At 64.7% G+C, this 25,006-nt stretch carries 16 protein-coding genes and 3 pseudogenes; 7 read left to right on the top strand and 12 right to left on the bottom strand.

Annotation, left to right across the window (positions count from 1 at the left end; genetic code table 11):
- Nucleotides 1–285: 285 nt before the first annotated feature.
- The 4 genes from A7A09_RS07210 to A7A09_RS07195 all read right to left on the bottom strand — a co-directional run bounded on the left by A7A09_RS07210 (nt 286) and on the right by A7A09_RS07195 (nt 5,313).
- Nucleotides 286–957, bottom strand: coding sequence for a YjbF family lipoprotein (locus A7A09_RS07210; RefSeq protein WP_106690714.1), 672 nt, complete (start codon nt 955–957; stop codon nt 286–288).
- Nucleotides 954–3,143 (bottom strand): YjbH domain-containing protein, encoded by a 2,190-nt coding sequence (locus A7A09_RS07205; protein ID WP_106690713.1) that lies wholly within the window; start codon nt 3,141–3,143, stop codon nt 954–956. Before A7A09_RS07205 ends, A7A09_RS07210 begins: the two co-directional genes overlap by 4 nt.
- 135 nt (nt 3,144–3,278) lie before the next feature.
- On the bottom strand, nt 3,279–3,821 hold the full coding sequence (locus tag A7A09_RS07200; RefSeq protein WP_106690712.1) for a COG3650 family protein: 543 nt from the start codon (nt 3,819–3,821) through the stop codon (nt 3,279–3,281).
- A gap of 109 nt (nt 3,822–3,930) precedes the next feature.
- Nucleotides 3,931–5,313, bottom strand: coding sequence for an L-serine ammonia-lyase (locus A7A09_RS07195; protein ID WP_106690802.1), 1,383 nt, complete (start codon nt 5,311–5,313; stop codon nt 3,931–3,933).
- Nucleotides 5,314–5,540: 227 nt separating this feature from the next.
- Here A7A09_RS07195 and dusB point away from each other — a divergent pair.
- The 5 genes and pseudogenes from dusB to ntrX all read left to right on the top strand — a co-directional run bounded on the left by dusB (nt 5,541) and on the right by ntrX (nt 12,839).
- A pseudogene (gene dusB, locus A7A09_RS07190) lies at nt 5,541–6,556 on the top strand (tRNA dihydrouridine synthase DusB).
- Nucleotides 6,553–7,671 (top strand): two-component system sensor histidine kinase NtrB, encoded by a 1,119-nt coding sequence (locus A7A09_RS07185; protein ID WP_106690711.1) that lies wholly within the window; start codon nt 6,553–6,555, stop codon nt 7,669–7,671. The pseudogene dusB and the gene A7A09_RS07185 overlap by 4 nt, the downstream one beginning before the upstream one ends.
- A gap of 12 nt (nt 7,672–7,683) precedes the next feature.
- A pseudogene (locus tag A7A09_RS07180) lies at nt 7,684–9,113 on the top strand (response regulator).
- Between the two features lie 73 nt (nt 9,114–9,186).
- A complete protein-coding gene (locus A7A09_RS07175; protein ID WP_106690710.1) occupies nt 9,187–11,451 on the top strand; it encodes a sensor histidine kinase NtrY-like in 2,265 nt (754 codons plus the stop codon).
- A complete protein-coding gene (gene ntrX / locus A7A09_RS07170; RefSeq protein WP_106690709.1) occupies nt 11,448–12,839 on the top strand; it encodes a nitrogen assimilation response regulator NtrX in 1,392 nt (463 codons plus the stop codon). The genes A7A09_RS07175 and ntrX overlap by 4 nt, the downstream gene beginning before the upstream one ends.
- Nucleotides 12,840–12,923: 84 nt before the next feature.
- Here the strand turns inward: ntrX and A7A09_RS07165 are convergent, their stop codons facing one another.
- From A7A09_RS07165 to A7A09_RS07135, 7 genes and pseudogenes are all read right to left on the bottom strand, one after another.
- Nucleotides 12,924–13,931, bottom strand: a complete 1,008-nt coding sequence (locus tag A7A09_RS07165; RefSeq protein WP_106690708.1) for a sn-glycerol-3-phosphate import ATP-binding protein UgpC — start codon at nt 13,929–13,931, stop codon at nt 12,924–12,926.
- A gap of 1 nt (nt 13,932) precedes the next feature.
- Complete coding sequence (gene ugpE, locus A7A09_RS07160) at nt 13,933–14,781, bottom strand: sn-glycerol-3-phosphate ABC transporter permease UgpE (protein WP_106690707.1); 849 nt, start codon at nt 14,779–14,781, stop codon at nt 13,933–13,935.
- Nucleotides 14,781–15,659, bottom strand: a complete 879-nt coding sequence (gene ugpA / locus A7A09_RS07155; protein ID WP_106690706.1) for a sn-glycerol-3-phosphate ABC transporter permease UgpA — start codon at nt 15,657–15,659, stop codon at nt 14,781–14,783. The genes ugpE and ugpA overlap by 1 nt, the downstream gene beginning before the upstream one ends.
- A gap of 60 nt (nt 15,660–15,719) precedes the next feature.
- A complete protein-coding gene (ugpB, locus tag A7A09_RS07150; protein WP_106690705.1) occupies nt 15,720–17,039 on the bottom strand; it encodes a sn-glycerol-3-phosphate ABC transporter substrate-binding protein UgpB in 1,320 nt (439 codons plus the stop codon).
- A gap of 203 nt (nt 17,040–17,242) precedes the next feature.
- Nucleotides 17,243–18,246 (bottom strand): annotated as a pseudogene (locus A7A09_RS07145) (DUF808 domain-containing protein).
- Nucleotides 18,247–18,327: 81 nt separating this feature from the next.
- Nucleotides 18,328–18,690: a hypothetical protein gene (locus A7A09_RS07140; protein ID WP_106690704.1), complete on the bottom strand. Its 363-nt coding sequence runs from the start codon at nt 18,688–18,690 to the stop codon at nt 18,328–18,330.
- Nucleotides 18,687–19,247, bottom strand: a complete 561-nt coding sequence (locus tag A7A09_RS07135) for a sigma-70 family RNA polymerase sigma factor (RefSeq protein ID WP_245999200.1) — start codon at nt 19,245–19,247, stop codon at nt 18,687–18,689. The genes A7A09_RS07140 and A7A09_RS07135 overlap by 4 nt, the downstream gene beginning before the upstream one ends.
- A gap of 403 nt (nt 19,248–19,650) precedes the next feature.
- Between A7A09_RS07135 and cobS the strand changes: the two genes are divergently transcribed.
- Both cobS and cobT read left to right on the top strand, forming a co-directional pair.
- Nucleotides 19,651–20,622 (top strand): cobaltochelatase subunit CobS, encoded by a 972-nt coding sequence (gene cobS, locus A7A09_RS07130; RefSeq protein ID WP_106690703.1) that lies wholly within the window; start codon nt 19,651–19,653, stop codon nt 20,620–20,622.
- A gap of 53 nt (nt 20,623–20,675) precedes the next feature.
- The gene (gene cobT / locus A7A09_RS07125; protein WP_106690702.1) at nt 20,676–22,544 is read left to right on the top strand and encodes a cobaltochelatase subunit CobT; all 1,869 of its coding nucleotides are present in this window, start codon (nt 20,676–20,678) and stop codon (nt 22,542–22,544) included.
- 93 nt (nt 22,545–22,637) lie between these two features.
- On the opposite strand, the gene A7A09_RS07120 is transcribed toward cobT, so the two are convergent.
- Nucleotides 22,638–24,794, bottom strand: coding sequence for a malate synthase G (locus A7A09_RS07120; protein ID WP_106690701.1), 2,157 nt, complete (start codon nt 24,792–24,794; stop codon nt 22,638–22,640).
- Between the last annotated feature and the right edge of the window lie 212 nt (nt 24,795–25,006).

Here is a 25,006-nt window from a genome sequence, read left to right as displayed (position 1 = left end):
ACTGTGCATGTCTGCTATAAGCCATGGTGAAATCCCTTTGCAGGAATGAACCTCACTGGAATCCGGATCAGTTCCCGCCTGCCGCCATCCTCCGGCATTGACCTTACCGCAAGGAAGCCTGCCCGGAGGTTGACGGATGACGTGGCACCATCTGCGTCAAGCCGCCCGGCTGTTGCGCGCTGACTCTGATGCGATACTCGGCGCCATCGTTCGGCATCCTTCGATGGCATGACGGACCAGTCGGCCCCTTCCGGGGTCTCCGGGTTGCTGGACAGGCCGTGCCTGTCAGGGGCGCAGGGTCTGGATGGTCACATAGCCCAATGAGGGCCCGATCCATTGCCGCGAGACGGGGATCTGCCCGCCCTGCACCATGAAGCTGTTCTGGAAGCTGACGCCATGTCCCCGGCAGTTTTCGACGATGACTCCGGCCTTCGGACCGGGACCGACATCGCAATCGAAACTGAGCGGACGTTCCAGCCCGTCGCCGCTGAAATAGCGCATGACCCGTGGCGCGCTGCCCGAGCGCCCGGCCCGGATCAGTGCCGCCGTTGCGGGCTCTGCGACCGACAAATCATTGCCCAGGCCACGCGTTCCAACCAGCATGCCATCGCGCATGATCAGGGCTTCTTCCGAAGGAGTCATATAGGTTCGCATGCCGCCATTCCGGTCGGTCATCGCCATGACCTGGCTGCGCCCGAGCGACTCGAAACCCGCCATGATCAATGGGTTCGGATTGACCCGCAGCGCTTCGGCGGCCATCTCGGCGGGTGTCTTCGGCGGCTTTGCCGGAGCGTTGTCCGCTGATGCGCGCCGGGATGCGATGGCCCCGCTGGCGGTCTTGGCCGCGATGACGAAGGGGCTGTCGCCCTGATCGCTGCTTTCATTGCCGCAGGATGCCAGGACGGCGAGCGCCGCGCAGGCCAGGACGGCCTTTTGGATCGAAGCCTTGCTGCTCATCTCCAGAACCTCCCCCAGCCTTCATAGAGCTTGACCGAATGGCTGTCGCGAACCTTGTCGTAAAGGCGCCCGTTGACGTTCACCCGCGAGCCGCCGTCGCGTGACAATGCGCGCAGCGTGCTGCTGGCGCGTTGCCGTGAGGGCTGGCCGGTCGCCCAGGAAATCGGGATCGAGATGCTGATCCCCTTGTCAAAGGAACCTTCGCCGAATTCATCCTCGCTCAGGTCGGTTTTCGTGGCGAAGGCCCCGATCCGCCAACCATTCGCGAATTCGCGCGTCAGTGTGATCGTCGCACCGCGATCCCCCGCCAGGTATTGCCCGACATCGAGCTGCGCCGTGTAACCCTGGGCAAACTCGTAATAGGCCGAGACATGCCCGGTCGTGACCTCGTAGTCGCGGAAGCCGAAGACATCGTCGAAATCGCGCTTGCGGACCCGGTTGATCTCCGCCCCGAAGGCCAGCGGCGAATTGACCGGCTTCCATAGCGCCTCGGCCGAAACCCCGCCATAGGCACGTTCCAGCAGACCGGCGGTCACGCGGGTATAGACCGTGTCGGTGGGGCGCGCATACCATGCCACCGTCAACTCCGGGATCGTCGGCCCGTCGCTGCGATACATCCGCGTATCCGAACGGACGCGCGGCACGCCATTGAGGGTCTCCAGTTCGGGTCTGGCTTCGTATTCCTCGGGCGGGTAATGTTCGCGGGGCTTGTTGGGATTGTCGGGATCCCTGCCCTTGCTCGGCCCGCGCTGGTCCATGCTGCCGAAGGCACGCTGGCGCAGCGTACCGGCAAGGATCAGGCCCGGCATGATCTCATAGGTCGCGCGCGCCTCTGCCCCGACTTCATAGCGCAGCGGTTCGCCCGGATCGAACAGCCCCAGGTCGAGATATGGCCCGATATGCCAGCGAAAGCGCGGGAACATCCCATCGGTCGTAACCAGGTCGCCGGGATAGGGGCGGGCATCGGTGAGGGCCGCGGCACTTGCGACCTTGCTTGCCTCGGTATTTTCCAGCCTTTCGACATCCGAGCGGCGCAGCGTCACCGATGAGGTCGGGATTCCGTCCGCCGACGAGGTGATGACCAGCGTTTCCACCGAAGGCGGCAGCGCCCGTGTCATCAGACGCGCCGTCCGGCCGACCGCCTCGGCCTGCTGGATATAGCGCTGGTTGCGGATCCGCACCTCGGCGCGATTCCCCGACAGGGCCATGGATTCGAGCAACTGCCCTTCCTTGGCAAGCGCGTCGGACAATGCCTGCTGGATCGCCGGCTGCGCCGTGGGGTCCTGCGCCCATTGGCCCGACCAGCCCTCGGGATCCGCTGCGGGGGCGGGGCGGGGGCGAACAGGGGCGGGGGCTTTTTCCAGCCCCGAGGGATAGGGTGCCTTGCGCGGGTTCAGCGAGAACGAGAACTGCGCCCCGAATGTTTCGCCGCCAAGCGTGTAAAGGCCGACCTCGTAACCCTGTCCAAAGCGGTAATAGGCGGCGAGGTTCAGGTTGCCGGGCTCATCGCCGCCGACACCTTCGACCTCGTTCTTGTAGTTGTCGCTGGAATATTCTGCGGCGAGGCTCAACCGGTCATTGACCTGCCAGGTGATCGAGCCGAAGGGCTTGGCGCTGCCGGTAAACCAGTCATCGACATTCGGCTTGCCACCCTGATCGCCACGCTCCAGCGGCCAGCGGGTCTCGCCGGCAATCCGCCCCCAGCCAATCCCGGCAGAGGCGCGAACAGTCGGTGTGATGTTCTTGGTCGCGACGATATATTCGCCCGAATAGATGCCGGTGCCGACGAAATCCTGCAGGCCGACCGCGACGGCCGGGCGCCATCCGGCCTCGTCCAAAAGCTGGATACGCAGATCGAAGGAGCGGTCCCATAGATGGTCGTTGTTATTGCGGCGATCCTCGATACCCTCGACCCGGGAATAGCGCAACACCGCGGTCAGGCGCGGCATGGCCTGGAACACCACGTTGTGGCGCCGCGCGTATTCCGAATAGGACAACGTGGCGCCCAGGGTCCCGTCAGGCAGCGCCTCGGCCGTGGGGGTATCGATCCCGCCGGGCATGCCGAATGTGGTCATGTTGCGCGCCTGCATCGGCTCGGCAATGGCGGTGCCTGTGACCGATCCGACCAGGAAGGCGACGGGAAGGGTGGTTGCCATCAGGCGGCTGGTCAGGCGGGAACCTCGCATTGGCGGCATCCTTGATAACAGCGGTTCAGGTGATACTAGCGGCATCGGGCGCTTCGGGCACCCCATCGCAGCCCGATTTTGCGGCGAGGGATGTTTCCGCGCCACAATGGCTGAGCCAAAGGGGCGGAAACACCATCAACCCTGCGGTTCGGCGGATGCGCTGCTGGCGGGCATGGCGCATCCGTTATGGGTGCGGCCCCTGACGGTCAGCGAGGCGGACATCGGGAACTTCTCGCCCGACATGCTGTCGGTGCAATCGGCGCCACGGAAACTTACCTTGAATACCAGCCCGTCCATCGTGCCGACATATTCGACACCCTGGGCGAAGGTCAGGCGGCTGACATTGATCTTGCGGCCGCCCTGGTTCTCCGGGGTCTTGTAGATGGCTGTGTTGCCGCTGACTTCCACGCTCCAGAAAGGCTCGTTTCCGCGTGCGACAAAGGCTGCCGTGTTCAACGTCTCGGCATCGGCATTGACGGCAAGCTTGGCTTCGGCCGTGCTGGTCTCGATCGGAACCTCCAGCGGGGATACCGCGGGTGGGCGGGGTTTCGCGGGATCCTCGGGTTGGGTTTCCTCGGCTTCCATGCCGATGCCCCGGCGCAGATCGGCCATTGCGGCCTCGTCACAGGCGGCAAGCGGCAAACTCAGCAGGGCAAGGAGGGCGAAACGCGGATTCATGGGCATTGGCCTCTGGTTGAATGGGTCACTGTCCCCGCAAGCGTTAGCAATGGTAGGGCTCCGGGGCAAGCGCCGCGCCCGTCAATTCGCAAAACGTTGCCGGATTGACTCAGCAATTCGGGACATTGACGGCAAGCCCGCCAAGCGAGGTTTCCTTGTATTTCTCGCTCATGTCCTGGCCGGTCTGGCGCATCGTCTCGATGGCCGAGTCCAGCGGCACGAGATGGCTGCCATCGCCGCGCATGGCAAGGCTGGCCGCGCTGACCGCCTTGATCGCGCCCAACCCATTGCGTTCGATGCAGGGCACCTGCACCAGCCCCTTCACCGGATCGCAGGTCATGCCCAGGTGATGCTCCAGCGCGATCTCGGCGGCGTTCTCGACCTGTCTCGGCGTGCCGCCCAGTACTGCGGCCAGCCCCGCCGCCGCCATGGCAGAGGCCGAGCCCACCTCGGCCTGGCAGCCGCATTCCGCGCCCGAGATCGAGGCGTTATGCTTGACCAGCCCACCGACCGCAGCGGCGGTCAGCAGGAAATCCGGGAGGTCCCGCTCGCTTGCGCCGGGCACATGGTCCAGCCAGTAGCGGATCACGGCGGGCACTACCCCCGCCGCGCCATTGGTGGGCGCGGTCACGACCTGCCCGCCAGCGGCGTTCTCCTCGTTCACCGCCATGGCATAGGTGGACATCCAGTCATTGATGACATGCGGCGCGGTCAGGTTCATGCCCCGTTCGGCCAACAGTTTTTCGTGGATGGCGCGGGCGCGGCGGCGGACGCTCAGCCCGCCGGGCAGGATACCCTCGGCTGCCAACCCCCGCTCCATGCAATCCCGCATCACTTGCCAGATCCGGGCCAGACCGTCCCTCAGTTCAGCATCGCTGCGAAAGATCAACTCGTTGGCACGCTTCATCTGCGCGATGGACTTGCCCGATTTTTCCGCCATTGCCAGCATCTCGGCGGCGCTCGCGAATGGATAGGGGACCTTGGGGGCCGCGTCGCTGCGGTCCTCCTCTCCCTTGCGGGCCAGTTCCTCCTCGGTCAGCACGAAGCCGCCGCCGACCGAGTAGTAGACCCGGTGAAAGATCACGTCACCTTGCGCGTCGGTGGCCGAAAGCGTCATGCCATTGGCATGGCCGGGCAGGGCATTCTCGAAATCGAAACGCAGGTCGCGGTCCGGATCGAACCGCAATTCGCCGAGGCCCTCGGGCGCCAGGATCAGGCTTTCGCGATTCGCGGCCAGGGCGGCTTCGGCGACCCCGGTATCGATGGTCTCGGGCAGGAATCCCGCCAGCCCGAGGATCGTGGCGCGGTCGGTGGCATGCCCCTTGCCGGTGAAGGCGAGGCTGCCATGCAGGCTTGCCTTCAGCCCCTGGGCGCGGAATGGCTGTTCGCGCAGGGCCGCGAGGAACCGCGCCCCGGCGACCATCGGCCCCATCGTATGCGACGAGGACGGGCCTACGCCCAGCTTGAAAAGATCGAAGACCGACAGGAACATGATGCCCTCTTGCTGATTGTGGCATATGTAAGCAGGGTCGGACGAAACCGCCATGCTGGAAGCGACGGTCGGGCCGGTGAATTGCGACATGGCATCGCATTTCGAATGCCTATATTATAGGCAGTAAGCGCGAAATTTAAGCAGCCCCAGTCATCCATGCGAAGGGTCGGCAGGGGCTGGCATTCATGCCCTTGCAGGCGGATCGAAGCAAGCCGAAGGAACGAGACATGCAATTGCCCGAACCGATCATGATTGGCGATACGCGACTTGGGCCGCCGGTATTCCTGGCGCCGATGGCGGGGATCACCGATCTGCCCTTCAGGCGCGCCGTGGCGCGTCATGGCGCCGGGCTGATGGTCAGTGAGATGGTCGCCTCGACCGAGATGGTCACGCCCCGCCCTTCGACGCGGGCGGCGGTGCGCGCAAAGGCGCTGACCGAGGGGCGGCTGCCGGTCTCGGTCCAGATCGCCGGGCGCGAGGCGGGGGCGATGGCCGAGACAGCCCGGATCGTCGAGGGGATGGGCGCGCGGATCATCGACATCAACATGGGCTGCCCGGCCAAGAAGGTGACGGGCGGGCTGTCGGGCGCGGCGCTGATGCGCGATCTCGATCATGCGTTGGGGCTGATCGAGGCGGTGGTCGGTGCGGTCCGGGTGCCGGTGACGCTGAAGATGCGGCTTGGCTGGGACGATAGTTCCCTCAACGCCGCCGAACTGGCACGGCGGGCCCGCGATGCCGGGGTGCGCATGCTGACCGTGCATGGCCGCACGCGGGCGCAGTTCTACAAGGGTCATGCCGACTGGACGAAGATTGCCGGGGTTGCGAACCTGCCGGGCCGTCCTCCGCTGGTGGCCAATGGCGACGTGACCTGCGCGGTGTCGGCGCGGGCTGCCTTGCAGGCATCGGGGGCCGATGCGGTGATGGTCGGGCGGGGCGCACAGGGCGCGCCCTGGCGGCTGGCCGAGATCGCCCACCGGCTCTGGGACACGCCCGCCCCGGTCGTCCCGCAGGGCGCGGCGCTGGCCGAGGCGGTCGAAGAGCATTACGAGGACATGCTGGATTTCTACGGTGCCGAGCTGGGGCTGCGCGTCGCCCGCAAGCATCTGGCTGGTATGCCGATGCGAATGGCGCGCCGATGCGGGCCGAGATGCTGCGCGCCGACAGTCCCGCCGCGACCATCGCCCTGATCCGCCGCGCCTTCACCGAGGCGCAAGGCCCCGGAACGGAAAAGGCCGCCGCATGACCTGTCCGCGCCCGGCCGATTTCCGCGAGGCGAATCCCGGTCCGGGCTGGTTGCAACTGCCTCTGCCGGCGCTGATCCTTGATCACAAGGGCCGGGTGGGCGCGATGAATGACGCGGCGGAGATCTGGCTGAACCTCTCGCGCAACTCGATGGTCGGAAAACCGCTGGACAGCGAGGACATGGTAAAGCGGCTGCGTATCCGTCCCTCCCTTGGACCTCTCTTCAACCGGGTCATCGGGGGTGACGAGGCGCTCTACCAGCCCGGTGTGCATTTCGAGATCGGCGACCGGGCGGGCGGCCATCAGACGCGCCATGCCTCGGTCCATGCCGGGCCGGCAGAGGGGATCGATGGCGCGGCCTCGATCCTGATCGTGCCCGAGGATGACAGCGGCGTGCTTTACCAAAGCCGCGCCGTCCGCTCCGCTGCCCGCAGCGCCATCGGCATGGCCGAGATGCTGGCGCATGAGATCAAGAACCCGCTTGCGGGAATCCGGGGGGCAGCGCAGCTGATGGCGATGAATGCCCCGCCCGAGGACCGCGAGATGGCCGAGATGATCGTCAGCGAATCCCGCCGGATCGTGTCGCTGCTGGAGCAGGTCGAGCGTTTCGGCGATACTTCCGCTCCCAAGCTCGCGCCGGTGAATGTCCATGATGTGCTGGAGCAGGTGCGGCGCTCTGCAACCGTCGGTTTCGCCAAGAAGGTGAGCATCGTCACCGATTACGACCCCTCGCTGCCCCATGCGCTGGCTGATGCCGACCAACTCGTGCAGGTTTGCCTGAATCTCGTGAAGAATGCCGCCGAAGCCCTGGGGGAACGCCCCGGCGCCACCATCCGGCTGCGCAGCAGCTATGACCACAGCCTGCGCCTGCCGCCCGACGACAGCTGGCCCAAGGGCCGCGCGCTACCCCTGCAGATCGAGATCGAGGATAACGGCCCCGGCCTGCCCGAGGCGATCGCCGAACAGGTGTTCGAGCCCTTCGTCTCGGGGCGCGAGAACGGCACCGGGCTGGGGCTGGCGCTGGTCAGCAAGATCGTGACCGATCACGGCGCGCTGATCCGCGTGGACAGCCGCCCCGGCCATACCCTGTTTCGAATTTCATTGCCCAAGGCATAAGGACCTACTCCCATGGACGGAACCGTTCTGATCGCCGATGACGACCGCACCATCCGCACCGTGCTGACGCAGGCGCTGACGCGGGCGGCTGCCGGGTGCATGCCACCGGCAGCCTCTCGCAATTGTCGAAATGGGTCGGGGAAGGGCGGGGCGACCTCGTCATCACCGATGTGATGATGCCCGACGGCAATGGCATCGACCAGATCCCCGCCATCCGGCAGGTGCGGCCCGATCTGCCCGTCATCGTGATCTCGGCGCAGAATACGATCGTCACCGCGATCCGCGCGACCGAGGCGGCGGCCTTCGACTACCTGCCCAAGCCCTTCGACCTGCCCGACCTGATGGCCAAGGCTGGGCAGGCGCTGTCCCGCCGCCCGCGCAAATCCGATTTCGCGCCCGAGACACCGGCTTCGCGCGACAGCGCCGATCCCGCCATGCCGCTGATCGGTCACGCGCCTGCCATGCAGGCCCTGTTCCGGATGGTGGCACGGGTGCTGAACGCCGATCTGCCGGTGCTGATCGCGGGCGAGCCCGGCACCGGCAAATCGATCATCGCGCGCAGCTTTCACGACCTGTCCGACCGGAGCGAACAGGGTTTCGTCGTGCTGACCTCGGCCGATGCGGGCGAGGATGTCTTCGCCCGTGTCGCCGACAAGACCCGGGGCGGCACGATCATCATCGAGAATCCCGCGGGATTCGACCAGGCCGCACAGGCCCGCCTGATCGGGCTTATCGAGACGCTGGAGGCCGAATCCGAGCGGATCCGGCTGCCGCGTATCGTCAGTACCACCGGTCCCGATCCGCAGGCCGACATGGCGGCGGGCCGGCTGCGCTCGGATCTCTATTACCGGCTGGCGGGGGTGACGGTCTCGGTGCCGCCCCTGCGCGCCCGCGTTGACGACATCCTGCCGCTTGCAGAGCATCTTCTGGCCCGTGCCGCCACCCAGGGCCTGCCCGAGCGTGGCCTGGCCGAGGAGGCGGCGGGATTGCTGCGTGCCTATGCCTTCCCCGGTAATGTGCGGGAACTGGAAAACCTGATGCGGCGCCTCGCATTGACCGCCAGCGGTCCGGAGATTTCCGCCACCGAAATGCGCGAGGCGCTGAGCCAGCAGGGCGGTGTGCGAGCGGCTGCGGGAACTGGCGCATTGGCGGCAGAGACCGGAAGCGGCGGGACCGCCCCCGCCGCCAATGCGCGGCTGTCGGATACGGTCGAGGCGCATTTGCAGCGATATTTCGACCTGCATGGCGATGAATTGCCGCCTCCGGGCCTCTATGACCGCATCCTGCACGAGATTGAGCGCCCGCTTCTGGAGGTCGCGCTGGATGCGACCGGCGGAAATCAGCTGAAATGTGCCGATCTGCTGGGAATTAACCGCAATACACTGCGCAAAAAACTGACAGAGCTGAATATCGAGGTGACACGCCGCCGCAAACTGATGTAAAACCGCCACAGGTAGGCGCGCCGGAGTCACGGCGCTGCAACAGTGAAGCCGCGAAAGACGGCGAGTGGGGGTCATGGCAGAGTCCATATCCGGGCTGACTTGGGACAGGCTGGCGCAAATCCGGTTGGGGCGGCAATGGCGTGGCGTGCTCACCTGGGGATTGCTGATCGCGGGTGCGCTGCTGATGGTGGCCACGCTCAGCGTTCTGGGGCCGCTGAGCCTGGATGCGCAGGGGCAGGCCTTGCGGATGGTCCTGCTGCTCGACCTGTTCTACCTGATCGTGCTGATCGCGCTGGTGCTGGCCCGGATGGCCCGGCTGATCTCGGCGCGGCGCCACTCGGATGCCGGGTCGCGGCTGCATCGCCGGCTGGTGATGATCTTTGCCGGGCTGGCGCTGGTGCCGACGGTGCTGGTCGCCCTGTTCGCGGGGTTCCTCGTCAATATCGGCCTCGAGGGCTGGTTCTCCGACCGGGTGCAGCAGGTCGTCACCAATTCGCAGGCCGCCGCCGAGGCCTATCAGGAGGAACACCGCCACGACCTGACCGAGGATGCCCGCGCCCTGGCCGGGGTGCTGACACAGGCGGGCCGGGCCAATCCCATGATCGGCGATGGCGAGATGCGCCAGCTTTTGGTGCAGGGGCAGGCACTGATCCAGCGTGGGCTGCGCGAAGCCTATGTCATCGACGGCACCGGGACGATCCGGTCGCGCGGCGAGCGCAGCTATCTGTTCTGGTACGAGGAACCAAGCAGCGAGCAGCTTGACCGGGCGCAATCCGACGGTCTGGTCCTGATCGAGGATTGGGACAATAACGAATTCCGGGCGCTGGTCGCCTTGCCGCCGCTGGCAGACCGTTACCTTTATGTCACCCGCGACGTGGACGGCAACCTGCTGGGGCTGCTCGACGATACAAGGGCAACCATCGGCGATTACCGACAGTTGGAGCAGACCCGCGGGCAGGTGCTGTTCGAATTCTCGCTGGTCTATCTGGGCTTTGCCCTGCTGCTGGTCGCGGCGGCGATGTGGATGGGGCTCTGGTTCGCCAGCCGCCTGTCACGTCCGATCGGCCTTTTGGCCGAGGCCAGCGAACAGGTCGGGCGCGGCAATCTCGACCTGCAGATTCCCGAACCCGATACCGGCGACGAGATCCAGACGCTCGGGCAAAGTTTCAACCGCATGACCCGCCAGCTCAAGACGCAGCGCGAGGAACTGGTCGAAAGCTATCGCGCCTCGGATGAGCAGCGGCGGCTTTTCGACAATGTGCTGACCTCGGTGACTTCGGGCGTGATCGGCCTGGACGCGCAGGGCGGGATCGATTTCCTCAACCGCTCGGCCATTCGCCTTCTGGGGCTGGAGCCGGGCCGCGATATCGATGCTCCCCTGTCCGATGCCGTGCCCGAATTCGCGGCGCTTTTCCAGCGCCTCTCCGCCTCTGTTGCGGAAACGGTGCAGGATGAGATCCGCCTGACCCGCAACGGCCAGATGGAAAGCCTGCTGGTGCGGATGGCGGTGCGGCGCAATACCGAAGGTGATCTGGAAGGTTACGTGGTCGCCTTTGATGACGTGACCGAACTGGTCAGCGCGCAGCGCATGGCCGCGTGGGGCGATGTTGCCCGCCGGGTTGCGCATGAGATCAAGAACCCGCTCACTCCGATCCAGCTTTCCGCCGAGCGGCTGCGGCGCAAGTTCGCGCCGCTGGCGGGGCCCGAGGACAAGGCCTCGCTGGATCAATATGTCGAGGTGATCATCCGCCAGACCGGCGACCTGCGCCGGATCGTCGATGAATTCAGCCGCTTCGCCCGGATGCCCGAACCCGACCGGGCCGAGATCGACCTCGCCGAATTGCTGCGCGCGTCGGTCTTGCTTCAGCAGGACGCGCTGAAAGGCGCGCTCGAAGCCGCTATCCCCGACCAGCCGGTGATCGTCGATTGCGACGAGGGCATGTTGCGGCAGGCTTTCACCAATCTCCTGAAGAACGCGGGCGAGGCCGTGGAGGAGCGCGCCGGGAAGCCGCCCGAAGGCTGGACACCGCGCGTCTCGGTCACGATGGAGACGGATCATGACAGCGTGACGATCCGCATCATCGATAACGGCCCGGGCCTGCCCGCCGACCGCTCGCGGCTGTTCGAACCCTATGTGACGCTCAAGACGCAGGGCACCGGCCTCGGTCTGCCCATCGTCAAGAAGATCGTCGAGGAGCATGGCGGCAGCCTTTCCCTGACCGATGCGCCGGACCGCGACGGCGCAATGGCCGAGATCCGTCTACCGCGGGAACGCAACCCCGTACGCGGAATGCAACGAAGAACCAGGCAAGAGAGAGACGAGGCAGGTACGACATGACTGATATTCTGATCGTCGATGACGAACGCGACATCCGCGAACTGATCGCGGACATCCTGAAGGACGAGGGTTTCCAGACCCGGCTGGCCGCCGATTCGGACGAGGCCGTGGCGGCGCTGAACGAACAGGAACCCGCTTTGATGGTGCTGGATATCTGGCTCAAGGATAGCCGGATGGACGGGATCGACATCCTCAAGCAGGTCAAGCACAACAATCCCGAGGTGCCGGTGATCATCATCTCGGGCCACGGCAATATCGAGATCGCCGTCGCCGCGATCAAGCAGGGTGCCTATGACTTCATCGAGAAGCCCTTCAATATCGACCAGCTGATGGTGGTCATCAACCGCGCGATGGAGGCCAGCCGCCTGCGGCGCGAGAACAACAGCCTCAAGCGCGGCGAGCCCCGCCTGACCGAGATGATCGGCCATTCAGCGGCCTTCAAGCGGCTACGCGACAATCTCGACAAGGTGGCCAAGTCGAATGGCCGCGTTATGCTGGCGGGCGAACCGGGCGCGGGCAAGGAACTTGCCGCCCGTTACATCCACGCCCACAGTCCCCGTGAATCCGCACCCTTCGTGACCGTCTCCTGCGCCGGGATCGAGCCCGAGCGGATGGAAGAGGTGCTCTTCGGCAGGGAATCCCCGGAAAGAGGGATCGAGCCGGGGCTTCTCGAACAGGCGCATGGCGGGGTGATCTATTTCGACGAGGTGGGTGACATGCCGCTTGGCACACAGCCCAAGATCCTGCGGGTGCTGACCGAGCAGCAATTCACCCGCGCGGGTGGATCGGACAAGGTGCGGGTCGATCTTCGGGTGATCTCCTCGACCAATCGCGACCTGCCCGCCGAAATCGCCGCCGGCCGCTTCCGCCAGGAACTCTATGACCGGCTGAACGTGGTGCCGGTCGTCGTGCCGCCGCTGTCCGAACGGCGCGAGGACATCGGCCCGCTGGCGCAGCATTTCATCGAGCAATTCAACAAGACGCAGGGATTGATCGGCCGTGAATTGCCCGACGACACCATCGCGGCGCTACAGGCGATGCGATGGCCGGGCAATATCCGGCAGTTGCGCAACGTGATCGAGCGGGTCCTGATCCTTGCCGAGGAAAGCGGCCCGATCAAGCCTTCCGAACTGGAGCCTCAGGGTGCGACCCCGGACAATAGCGATGCGCTCAGCCTTGGCCCACAGGTCACGGCCATGGCGCTGCGCGAGGCCCGCGAGATGTTCGAGCGCGAATACCTGCTGGCCCAGATCAACCGTTTCGGCGGCAATATCAGCCGCACGGCGCAATTCGTCGGCATGGAACGCAGCGCCCTGCACCGCAAGCTGAAATCCCTTGGCGTCGTCGGTGGCATGCGGGCAGAGGAAGAGGCGATGACCGGGAAGTGACCGGGGGACAGGCCGCGAGCCACTCGCGCTGTTCCGTGCGGCCGGATCCCGGCCGGGGGCATATCCGGTTCCGGGACAGGACGATCAATCGATCCGGGCACCCGAGTCGCGGCTGAACAGATGCAGGTTCTTGCGGTCGAATCCCAACTTTAGCGTATCGCCGAGGGGAGCGTCCGAAGGCAGTGCGATGGTGATCGCTTCGCCGCTGGTCCGGCCATGCACCAGCCGTTGCGCACCAAGCTCTTCCACCGCCATCACGTTCATTTCGATCAGGCCATCCTCGGCGAGGCTCAGGTCCTCGGGGCGGATGCCGATGGTGCCCGCATGGGCGGTGCCGGGCAGATGCGGCACGGCCTTCGCGTCGAGCAGGTTCATTGCCGGGCTGCCGATGAAGCTTGCCACGAAGGTCGAGGCCGGGCGGCGATAGACGTCGAGCGGGGTGCCGATCTGCTCGATCCGGCCTCCGTTCAGCACCACCAGGCGATCGGCCAGCGTCATTGCCTCCAACTGGTCATGGGTGACATAGATCGAGGTCGTGCGCAGGCGTTTCTGCAACTCCTTGATCTCCAGCCGCATGGCCACGCGCAGCTTGGCATCAAGATTGGACAAGGGCTCGTCGAACAGGAAGACCGCCGGTTCGCGGGTGATGGCCCGGCCCATGGCGACGCGCTGGCGTTGTCCGCCCGACAACGCGCGGGGCTTGCGGTCGAGGAAGGGACCGATCTGCAGGATCTCTGCGGCCTCCTTCACGCGGCGCTCGATCTCGGCTTTCGGAGTGCCGCGGTTCTTCAGCCCGTAGGCGAGATTCTGGCGCACCGACATATGCGGGTAAAGCGCGTAGTTCTGGAACACCATGGCGATGTCGCGGTCGGCGGGTTCGACATCGTTGACGACGCGATCGCCGATGCGGACCTCGCCCTCGCTGATGCTTTCCAGCCCCGCGACCATGCGCAGCAGCGTGGATTTGCCGCAGCCCGAGGGGCCGACCAGCACGATGAATTCACCATCCGCGATGTCGATATTCACGTCCCCCACGGCGCGGGTGCCGCCGGGATAGACCTTGCCGAGATTATCAAGCGTGATCGATGCCAATTTATTTCTCCGTCTCGACAAGACCTTTGACGAACAGCCGCTGCATGCCGATGACCACCGCCACGGGCGGCAGCATCGCCAGGATGGCGGTCGCCATGACCAGGTGCCATTGGGGCAGGCCGTCCACAACGTCGGCCATGCGCTTGATGCCGGCGACGATGGTGTAATACTGCGCGTCGGTGGTGATGAGCAGTGGCCAGAGATACTGGTTCCAGCCATAGATGAACAGGATGACGAACAGCGCCGCCATATTGGTGCGCGACAGCGGCAGCAGGATGTCGCGGAAGAATTTCATCGGTCCGGCACCGTCGATGCGGGCGGCTTCGGTCAGCTCGTCCGGGATGGTCAGGAAGACCTGCCGGAACAGGAAGGTCGCCGTGGCCGAGGCGATCAGCGGCAGCGACAGGCCGGCATAGGAGTTCAGCAGCCCCAGCCCGGCGACGACCTGGAAACTGGGCACGATGCGGACCTCGACCGGCAGCATCAGGGTGATGAAGATGCACCAGAAAGCCAGCCCGCGGAAGGGAAAGCGGAAATAGACGATGGCGAAGGCCGAGAGCATCGAGATGGCGATCTTGCCGATGGCGATGGAGAGCGCCATCACAAGGCTGTTGAACATCATCAGCCCGACGGGCGGGGTGCCGCTGGTCGACAGTCCTGTATCCAGCATCCGGCTGTAATTCTCGATCAGATGCGGGCCGGGCCACATCGGGATGGTGCCGGACATGAAATCGGTCGCGCCGCGGGTCGAGGCGACGAAGGCCACCCAGACAGGCAGGGCGACGATCAGGACTCCGGCGATCAGCACCAGATGGGCAAGGAAGGTCAGTCCGGGACGGTTCTCGATCATCAGTATTCGACCTTTTTCTCGACCCAACGGAACTGGATGACGGTCAGGGCGATGACGATCAGCATCAGTATCACGGATTGCGCCGCCGAACTGCCGAGATTCTGGCCGATGAAGCCGTCGAAATAGACCTTGTAGACCATGATATTGGTGGCCTGCGCCGGGCCGCCGGCGGTGGTGGAATCGATGACCGCGAAGGTCTCGAACATGGCGTAGACGATATTGACCACCAGCAGGAAGAAGGTTGTGGGCGACAGAAGCGGGAAGGTGATGTCGAAGAAGCGCCGCACCGGGCCCGCGCCGTCTATGGCGGCCGCTTCGCGCAGGCTGGCCGGGATGGCCTGAAGGCCCGCCACGAAGAACAGGAAATTGTAGCTGATCTGCTTCCATGCACTGGCGATGACGACAAGGATCATCGCGTCGGTCTTCGAGCGGTTGTGGTTCCAGTCATAGCCGATCACGTCGAGGATATAGGGCATGATGCCGACGGTCGGGTTGAAGATGAACCACCACAGGATACCGGCGACGGCAGGGGCGACCGCATAGGGCCAGACCAGAAGCGTCGTGTAGACGCGCGAGCTGCGCAGCATACGGTCCACCGCGACGGCGAGCAGAAGCGCCACGCCCATCGACAACACGGTGACCGAGACGGCGAAGATCACCGTGACCTTCATCGAGTTCAGGTATTGGGCATTGCCCAGCAGTCCCTGGAAATTATTCAGCCCGGCAAAGCTGGTATTGATGCCGAATGCGTCTTCGCGCAGGAAACTTTGCCGGATGGCCTGACCGGCTGGCCAGATGAAGAAGATGAAGGTGATGGCAAGCTGAGGCGCCAGCAAGAGCCAGGGCAGCAACTGGTTGTTGAAAATCGTGCGCTTCATCGGGGGTCCGGTCGAAAAGGGAAACGGGGGCCGCGATCCGGCGCGGCCCCCGAAATGTGGTTACTGGCTCTGGCCTTCGAACTCTTCCAACAGCGCGTTGCCGCGTTCGACCAGGCTGTCCAGCGCGCCCTGGGCGTCCTTGTCCCCGGACAGCAGCTGTTCGAATTCCTCGTCGATGATGCCGCGGATCTGGACGTAATTGCCAAAGCGCAGCCCCTTGGAGTTCTCGGTCGGCTCGTTCAGCGTGATCTGCTGAAGCCCCACCTCGGAACCCGGGTTCTCTTCGTAATAGCCCTGCTCCTTGCCCAGGTCATAGGCCGCCTGCGTGATCGGCAGGTAGCCCGAGAACTGGTGCCAGTCGGCCTGGACCTCGGGGCTGGAGAGATATTCGAAGAATTCCGCGACCCCGGCATATTCCTCGTCCGGGCGGCCCGACAGCACCCAGAGCGTGGCCCCACCGATGATCGAGTTCTGCGGCGCGCCCTCGACATCGTCATAATAGGGCAGCATGCCGTAGCCCAGTTCGAAATCCTTGGCATTGGCGATGACGCCCGCCCGGCTGGCCGAGCTGTTCATGATCATCGCGCATTCCTGCGAGTAGAATTTCGGGGGAGCGTCGTCACCGCCGACCGGGCCGCCATATTCGAAGATCCCTTCATCGGCCCATTTTTTCAGGTTTTCCCAATGCTTCACCTGCACCGGGCCGTTCACGCTCAAACGTGCCTGCGGGCCGCCGAAGCCGTTCTGCTCGGTGCCGATGGGCTGGTTGTGCCAGGCGTTGAAGTTCTCGACCTGGATCCAGCTGATCCAGCCGGTGGTGAAACCGCAGGAGGCCGCGCCGGATTCGATGATCTTGTTGGAAAATTCTTCCATCTCGCCCCAGGTCTTGGGCGGGGTCTCGGGGTCGAGGCCGGCCTTCTCGAACACGTCCTTGTTGTAATACAGGATCGGGGTCGAGCTGTTGAACGGCATGGACAGCATGTTGCCGTCGGTGTCGGTGTAGTAACCCACAACGGCTGGCAGGAAGGCGGTTGGGTCGAATTCGGCGCCTTGCTCTTCCATCAGCTGATGCACGGGAACGATGGCGCCTTCGGCTGCCATCATCGTGCCGGTGCCGACCTCGAAGACCTGCACGATGGCAGGCTGTTCCTTGGCCCGGAAGGCCGCGATCGCGGCGGTCATGGTTTCGGGGTAGGTGCCCTTGTAGGAAGGGATCACATTGTATTCGCCCTGGCTTTCATTGAAGCCCTGAACGATTTCCTCGAGCTTGGAGCCCAGTTCGCCGCCCATGGCGTGCCACCACTGGATATCGGTCTTGGCATTGGCAGCGGATAGCGAAGCAGCCAGCGCCACCGCGGATGCGGTGCAAAGTCGAAGCATTTATTTTCCTCCCCATGGAGTTGCGGTTCGCAGCCGGACCTAACCGGCGGTTGTGACGAAGGCGCAACATTATTGTGAATGAAATGTGACAGCCTTTGACCGTCCGGTCAACGGTTTCGAGCCGCCGGATATGCGAAAATGTTCGATTATGTTCCCGGATGTTCTGCAAGGGTCGGTGGGGAAACCCGCGCGAAAATGCCGATTCAGCCTTGCCCGGCCCCGCCGAGCAACCGTTTCGCAGCCCCGATCAATGGCAGGATCGTTGCCGACAGGACCGGGTTGAGGACTTTTTCCACGACCGGAATCAGGATCAGCCCCAGGATCAGGCCGAAAACGCCATCCAGGAAGGCGGTGGTTACCCATTCGGCCAGCCCGGAAACCTGTGGCAGGGCATGGGCAGCGGTCTCGGCCATGTGATGCACCCAGTCATAGGGTGCGTGCCAGCCCATCTCGCCCAGCCCGTGCAGGATGATCTGTCCGCCGACCCAGATCATCGCGGCGGTGCCGATAATGGTCAGCGCCTTCATGAAACCCGGCATGAACTTGACGATCCCCCGCCCGAACGCGGCAATGGCTCCGCCGCGCTCGGTCGCCAGGTGGACGCCGACATCATCGGCCTTCACGATAAGCGCGACGAAACCGTAGACCGCAACCGTGATGCCGACCGCGACCACGGCGAGGATCAGTGCCTTCGCCAGCAGCGAGTCCTCGATCGGGATGGTCGAGAGCGCGATGGTCATGATCTCGGCCGAGAGAATGAAATCGGTCTTGATCGCACCGGCCACCCGCTGTTCTTCCAGCGCGGCGCCGTCGCTTTCGGGATGTGTATGCTGCTCGCTGTCATGCTCCTGTCCGTGGCCAAGGGCATGGGCGATCTTTTCCGCGCCCTCGAAACACAGATAGCGCCGCCGATCATCAGCAGCGGCGCGATCAGCCAGGGCGCGAAGGCCGACAGCAGCAGCGCCACGGGCAGGAGGATCACCAGCTTGTTGAAGATCGAGCCGCGGGCGATCTTCCAGACGATGGGGAGTTCGCGGCTGGCATCGAAGCCATGGACGTATTTCGGGGTCACGGCCGCGTCGTCGATGACCGCGCCCGCTGCCTTGGCCCCGGCCTTGGCGGCCTGTCCCGCCACGTCGTCTATCGATGCCGCCGCGACCTTGGAAATGCTTGCCACGTCGTCCAGAAGCGCAATCAACCCGCTCATGTTTCCCTCAACCCGTTTCCTGCCTGTCACCCATCTGCGCAAGGAGAGGGAGTAGTTTCAAGTCCGCATGACCTTTGTCACCTAGTTCCGCAGCCACAGGAAGGCGGCGATGGCGGCAATCGCGATCAGCCCGGCCAGCAGGCCCGCAGGCCCACGCCACCATGGAAGCGTCCTGGTCGGATCCTCGGTCAGTGGCGCGGCGATATGGCCGAGCCTTTCGCGGATACCCTGCCAGGCGCGGGCAGGGGCCATCACCGGGGTCATCCCCTCGGCCATGCCTGCAAGACGTTCCTGCCAGTCACGGACATTCTGCGCGAATGCCGGATCCGCCGACAGGCGTGCCACGGCGTTCTGCGCGTCCTCGCCGTCCAATAGGCCGAGCGCCAGCTCGGCCGCCAGCGCGTCATCCTCTTGCTGCGGGGTAAGCGGGGTTTCTTCCGTCATTGGCTGACACAATCCCCCAGGCGCACCAAGCTGCGGCGCAGCCAGTCGCGGACGCTGCCGATTGGCATGTCGTGGCGGGAGGCGAGATCAGCATAGGTGAGACCTTCCATATAGACGGCACGGACGGCCTCGGCCCGATCGTTGCCGATCTCGGCCCGGCAATCGTCCGGTAGCCTGCGCTCCTGCACGCGGGTCGTGGCGACCCCGGGCTCGGCTCCCAGTCCGGTCAAAGGAAGTGATGCGGCCTCATCCGAGGGAGAGGTCGCGGTGCGCGACTTGCGGGCGCGCAGCCGGTCGACGGCGCGGTTGCGGGCGATGGTGATCAACCAGGTCATGGGCGAGAGGTCACTCGCCCCATAACGGTCCGCTTCCCGCCATATCCTGATATAGATCTCTTGCAGCGTCTCTTCCGCTTCGGGGCGATCCTTCAGCACCGAAACGCAAATGGCATGCAGCTTGGAAGACGTCGCCTCGTAAAGCATCGCGAAGGCGTCGCGATCCCCAGAAGCGGTGCTTGCGATCATCTCTTCCAATCGATTTCTGGCGGAATCCTTCACGCGTGGCCTCGGTTCGGGGTGCGGTCGGCGTCAACCTTATTGGGTGCGGCAGACAGCGTCAACGCAACACCGGACGGGCGTCGCCCAGGGTCCCGCAGGTGCATCCAGGCGCGCGGCGACGCGTGAGAATCGCGGAAACCCCCGGCAAGTGGCGCCGTTGGGAAGAACCGTGCCGGCGGGATCGGAAATGCCAATTTATCGTCAATAGACAGGTTGCTGGATGTCCCTGCCCCCTGCGCGGCCCGAAAATGCCATCCAGTCCTGTCGGCAGAGTTTCCCTTGTGTCGGGGTAAGCATAATCCTGCGGGAATGATTGCGATTGTCGTGCTCTTCCCGCTGCTCATGCTTGCACCCGGCGAATGAATGCGCAATCAAGGCGCGGATGCGAGGAAAGGGCCAGACAATGTTGGACATGAACGCCAAACCCACCGAAGAGATCGACCTGCGCGAAACATTCGGTCTGGACAGCGATATGAAGGTAAAGGGTTTTGCCGAGTCCAGCGATCGCGTGCCCGATATTGACAGCACCTATAAATTCGACCCCGACACGACGCTCGCGATTCTGGCGGGCTTTGCCTATAACCGCCGGGTGATGATCCAGGGCTATCACGGCACCGGCAAATCGACCCATATCGAGCAGGTCGCCGCACGCCTGAACTGGCCCTGCGTTCGCGTGAATCTCGACAGCCACGTGTCGCGGATCGACCTGATCGGCAAGGATGCAATCAAGCTGGTCGATGGCAAGCAGGTGACGGTGTTCCACGAGGGCATCCTGCCATGGGCGTTGCGCAACCCGACCGCTATCGTCTTTGACGAATATGACGCGGGCCGCGCCGACGTGATGTTCGTGATCCAGCGTGTGCTGGAGGCTGACGGCAAGCTGACGCTTCTGGACCAGAACGAGGTGATCACGCCGAATCCCTTCTTCCGGCTGTTCGCCACCTCGAATACGGTGGGGCTGGGCGACACGACCGGGCTGTATCACGGCACGCAGCAGATCAACCAGGGCCAGATGGACCGCTGGTCGCTGGTCTCGACGCTGAATTATCTGTCGCATGACGCCGAGGCCGCCATCGTGCTGGCCAAGAACCCGAACTACAATAACGAAAAGGGCCGCAAGGTGATCAGCCAGATGGTGACGCTGGCCGACCTGACCCGGACCGCCTTCATGCAGGGCGACCTGTCCACGGTGATGTCGCCGCGCACGGTGATCACATGGGCTCAGAACGCCCGCATCTTCGACAATATCGGCTATGCCTTCCGGCTGACCTTCCTGAACAAATGCGACGAGTTGGAGCGCCAGACCGTGGCCGAGTTCTATCAGCGCCTGTTCGACGAGGAACTGCCGGAAAGCGCGGCGGCAATGGCCGGGTGATCGCGGCATGCCGCGGGTTCGACTCGGCTGATCCGGGGGAGTATGAATAGAACATGAAGACCACCGACAACCCCGCCGATCCGTTCAAGAAGGCCCTGACCGAGGCCACCCGCACGCTGGCCGACGAGCACGAGTTGAACGTCACCTTCAGCGCCGATCCTGCCGGGGTCTCGGGCGATACGATGCGGCTGCCGCAGGTCAGCCGCCGGATGGGGCGGGACGAGGTGTTGCTGGCGCGCGGCACCGCCGACGCGCTCGCCATGCGGATGCGCCATCACGACGCCGCGACCCATGCCAAATTCGCCCCCGCCGGGCCGATGGCGCGCGAGCTTTACGAGGCGATGGAGACTGCCCGTTGCGAGGCCTTGGGCGCGCGCGACATGCCCGGCGCATTGTCGAATATCGACGCCAAGATCGGCGCGGATGCCGAGAAGAAGGGCTATGCGCAGATCAAGGCGGCCTCGGATGCGCCGCTGTCGGTGGCGGCAGGCTATATCCTGCGGCAGGCCGCGACCGGGCGGCCCTTGCCTGCCGGTGCACAGCACGTGGCCGATCTCTGGCGGCCCTTTGTCGAGCAGCAGGCCGGCGGTACGCTTGGCGAGGTGAACGAGGTTCTGGCCGATCAGGCCGCCTTCGCGCGCCTTGCCCGCCGGGTCATCAGCGATCTGGGCTATGGCGACCAATTGGGCGAGGATCCGGACGAGCCCGAAGAGGACGATGCCGAGGAAAACGCCGAACAGGACGAGGAGGCCGGCGACAACCAGTCCCGCGACCAGGATGACAGCGAGGATGCCGAGGCCTCACCCGAAAACAGCCAGGAGCAGCAGCAGGACGAGCGGCAGGCGCAGGTCAGCATGGACGACCAGTCCGAAGACGAGCTGACCGACGAAGCCGAGATGCCCGAGGCCGAGAGCCCGCCGGACATCCCCCCTCCGGTCAGCGAGGCGTCGCCCGACTACAAGGTGTTCAGCCAGCAATGGGACGAGGAAATCCGTGCCGAGGATCTGGCCGATCCGGCGGAGCTGGAGCGGCTGCGCGCCTATCTGGACAAGCAGCTTGAACCCTTGCGCGGCGCGGTCAGCCGCCTGGCGAACAAGTTGCAGCGGCGCTTGCAGGCGCAGCAGAACCGGTCATGGGAATTCGACAAGGAAGAGGGCGTTCTGGACGCCGGACGCCTTGCCCGGGTCGTCGCGAATCCGACCACGCCGCTGAGCTTCAAGGTCGAGAAGGATATGGAGTTCCGCGATACGGTGGTGACGCTGCTTCTGGACAATTCCGGTTCCATGCGGGGGCGTCCGATCTCGATCGCGGCGATCTGCGCCGATGTGCTGGCGCGGACGCTTGAACGCTGCAGCGTCAAGGTCGAGATCCTCGGCTTCACTACCCGGGCATGGAAGGGCGGGCAGGCACGCGAGGCGTGGTTGCAGGCCGGACGGCCCGCGACGCCGGGGCGGCTGAACGATTTGCGCCATATCATCTACAAGCCCGCCGATGCGCCATGGCGGCGGGTGCGGCCCAATCTGGGGCTGATGATGAAAGAGGGGCTGCTGAAGGAAAACATCGACGGCGAGGCGCTGGAATGGGCGCATAAGCGGCTGGTCAAGCGGCCCGAGGCGCGCAAGATCCTGATGGTGATCTCGGACGGTGCGCCGGTCGATGACTCGACGCTGTCTGTGAACCCGGCGAATTACCTGGAAAAGCATCTGCGCGACGTGATCGCCATGGTCGAGCGCAAGAAGGCGGTCGAGCTTCTGGCCATCGGGATCGGCCATGACGTGACCCGCTATTACGAACGCGCCGTGACGATCACCGATGCCGAGCAACTGGCGGGCGCGATCACCGAGCAATTGGCGGCGTTGTTCGACAGCGATCCGCGCAAGCGTGCCCGGGTGATGGGAATGTCGGCGCTGCGCCGGGCGTGATCTTCGCACCTGGTTCCCGCCGTAAGTATCTTGTTCTTTCCTCGGCGGGACCCGGGAACCGGTCTGTGTCAGCGGTCAGCAGCAATAACTCGATCAGCCGCGCATCGCCTTTGCCTCTTTCCTCCGGGCATGCAGCGCCGGTTCGGTATATCCCGAAGGCTGGCGCGTCCCGTCAACGATCAGGTCCCGCGCCGCTGCGAAGGCCGGGCCATCGAATGCGGGGGCCATGGGAATATAGGCAGGATCGCCCGCATTCTGCTCATCGACCTTGGTGGCCATGCGGCGCAGCGCATCCTCGATCTCATCGCGGCTGACCAGCCCCTGCTCCAGCCAGTTCGCCATATATTGCGCGCTGATCCGGCAGGTGGCGCGATCCTCCATCAAGGGGACGTCGTCGATATCCGGCACTTTCGAGCAACCGATCCCCTGATCGACCCACCGCACGACATAGCCCAGGATGCCCTGGCAGCTATTATCCACCTCGCGCAGGATCTCGTCGCGCGACATAGGCTCGTCGCCGGTCAGGGCGGGGGTCAGCAGCAGGTCGGGATCGGGCATCGGGTTGCCCGCCAGTTCTTCCTGGCGCGCGGCCACATCGACCTTGTGGTAATGCAGCGCATGCAGGGTCGCGGCGGTCGGGCTGGGGACCCAGGCCGTATTCGCGCCCGCCATCGGATGGGTGATCTTGGCCTCCAGCATCTCGGCCATGGCGTCGGGCTTGGCCCACATGCCCTTGCCGATCTGTCCCTTGCCGCGCATTCCGCAGGCCAGCCCGATCAGCACATTGCCATCCTCATAGGCCTGCAACCACGCGGATTTCCGCATCCCCTCGCGCCCGACAAAGGCACCGGCCTGCATCAAGGTATGGATCTCGTCCCCGGTGCGGTCGAGGAAACCCGTGTTGATGAAAACCACCCGGTTGCGGATCGCGTGGATGCAGGCGGCGAGATTGGCCGAGGTCCGGCGCTCCTCGTCCATCAGGCCCAGCTTGACGGTATTGGCGGGCAGGCCCATGACTTTCTCGACATGGGTAAAGACGCGGTCGGTGAACGCCGCCTCGTCCGGGCCATGCATCTTCGGCTTGACGACATAGATCGAACCCACGCGGCTGTTGCTCGGGCCTTTGCCCCGCTTCAGGTCATGCAGGGCGCAGGCGATGGTCACCATCGCATCCATCAGTCCTTCAGGCGTGTCCTCGCCGTTCAGCCGCACGACATCCGTGGTCATCAACAGCCCGACATTGCGCACCAGCAACAACGCGCGACCGGGCAAGGTGATCCGGCTGCCGTCGGGTCGCGTCACTTCGCGGTCATCGGCCAGCCGGCGGGTCGTGCTCTTGCCGCCCTTCTCGAAGGTCTCGGCCAGATCGCCTTTCATCAGCCCCAACCAGTTGGCGTAAACGCCGATCTTGTCCTCGGCATCGACGGCGGCGACGCTGTCCTCGCAATCCTGGATCGCGGTCAGCGCCGCCTCGATCACGACATCGCGCAGGCCCGAGGCCGAGGCCGCGCCGATCGGATGACCGGGATTGATGACCAGTTCGACATGCAACCCGTGATGGCGCAGCACATGCGCGGTATCCTTCCCCTCCTGCCGCGCGCCGATGAAGGCCGACGGATCGGCCAGCGCGACCTCGGTCCCGTCAACCAGCGCGACCAGCCCGCTTGCATCGGTACGATAGGCTGTGACATCGGCATGGCTGCCCGAGGCAAGCGGGAATGTCTCGTCCAGGAATTGCGCCGCCCGCGCCACCACGGCGTCGCGGCGAGCCGGATCGATGCCGCCACCTGCGGGGGGCGGACCCATCACGTCGGTTCCGTAAAGCGCATCGTAAAGCGAGCCCCAACGCGCATTGGCGGCATTCAGCGCGAAACGGGCATTGCTGACCGGCACGACCAGTTGTGGCCCGGCGATGCTGGCGATCTCGGGATCGACGGCGCCATTCTCGACGCTGAAGGGCGCGGGCTGGGGAACCAGGTAGCCGATCTCTGTCAGGAAGGTCCGATAGGCCGCCGCATCCCATGGCTGATTGCCGCGGGCGCGGTGCCATTCGTCGATGGCCGCCTGCAACTCCTCGCGCCGGGCCAGCAGGCCGCGGTTCTCGGCGGCGAAACCGTCCAGCAATTCGGCATAGCCCGACCAGAAGCGATCGGCGTCGATATCCGTGCCGGGCAGGACCTGCTCCTCGATGAAACGGGCGAAGCCCTGATCGACTTCCAAACCATGGCGCTGGATATATGTGGCTTCCATCTTCTTGGACCTTCTGTCTGGCTGACCGGCACCCGCCGTTTCGGTGATTCCGTCTTGTCTCCGATGTCTCGGTATACCGTCGCAGACCGAAACTCAAACCCGAGCTAAGCCAAGCTGCGGCGGCTGCCAAGAGATTCGGGAAAAATTTTCCAGAGAGTGAGGGTAAAGCGCGCGTTTTTCCGTCCTCGCAATATCTGCGCTTCCGAATTGCA

The organism is Paracoccus methylarcula (genome assembly GCF_003007735.2).
In the GTDB taxonomy this organism is placed as follows: Bacteria; Pseudomonadota; Alphaproteobacteria; order Rhodobacterales; family Rhodobacteraceae; genus Paracoccus; species Paracoccus methylarcula.
Note: the sequence above shows the minus strand (reverse complement) of the source record. Positions and strands in the feature narration are given on the sequence as shown.

Bases quoted from the DNA above. Each gene is read 5' to 3' on its own strand.
- A7A09_RS07210 (WP_106690714.1), bottom strand. From the start codon at position 957: ATGAGCAGCAAGGCTTCGATCCAAAAGGCCGTCCTGGCCTGCGCGGCG.
- A7A09_RS07205 (WP_106690713.1), bottom strand. From the start codon at position 3,143: ATGCGAGGTTCCCGCCTGACCAGCCGCCTGATGGCAACCACCCTTCCC.
- A7A09_RS07200 (WP_106690712.1), bottom strand. From the start codon at position 3,821: ATGAATCCGCGTTTCGCCCTCCTTGCCCTGCTGAGTTTGCCGCTTGCC.
- A7A09_RS07195 (WP_106690802.1), bottom strand. From the start codon at position 5,313: ATGTTCCTGTCGGTCTTCGATCTTTTCAAGCTGGGCGTAGGCCCGTCC.
- A7A09_RS07185 (WP_106690711.1), top strand. From the start codon at position 6,553: ATGACCTGTCCGCGCCCGGCCGATTTCCGCGAGGCGAATCCCGGTCCG.
- A7A09_RS07175 (WP_106690710.1), top strand. From the start codon at position 9,187: ATGGCAGAGTCCATATCCGGGCTGACTTGGGACAGGCTGGCGCAAATC.
- ntrX (WP_106690709.1), top strand. From the start codon at position 11,448: ATGACTGATATTCTGATCGTCGATGACGAACGCGACATCCGCGAACTG.
- ugpE (WP_106690707.1), bottom strand. From the start codon at position 14,781: ATGATCGAGAACCGTCCCGGACTGACCTTCCTTGCCCATCTGGTGCTG.
- ugpA (WP_106690706.1), bottom strand. From the start codon at position 15,659: ATGAAGCGCACGATTTTCAACAACCAGTTGCTGCCCTGGCTCTTGCTG.
- ugpB (WP_106690705.1), bottom strand. From the start codon at position 17,039: ATGCTTCGACTTTGCACCGCATCCGCGGTGGCGCTGGCTGCTTCGCTA.
- A7A09_RS07140 (WP_106690704.1), bottom strand. From the start codon at position 18,690: ATGACGGAAGAAACCCCGCTTACCCCGCAGCAAGAGGATGACGCGCTG.
- cobS (WP_106690703.1), top strand. From the start codon at position 19,651: ATGTTGGACATGAACGCCAAACCCACCGAAGAGATCGACCTGCGCGAA.
- cobT (WP_106690702.1), top strand. From the start codon at position 20,676: ATGAAGACCACCGACAACCCCGCCGATCCGTTCAAGAAGGCCCTGACC.
- A7A09_RS07120 (WP_106690701.1), bottom strand. From the start codon at position 24,794: ATGGAAGCCACATATATCCAGCGCCATGGTTTGGAAGTCGATCAGGGC.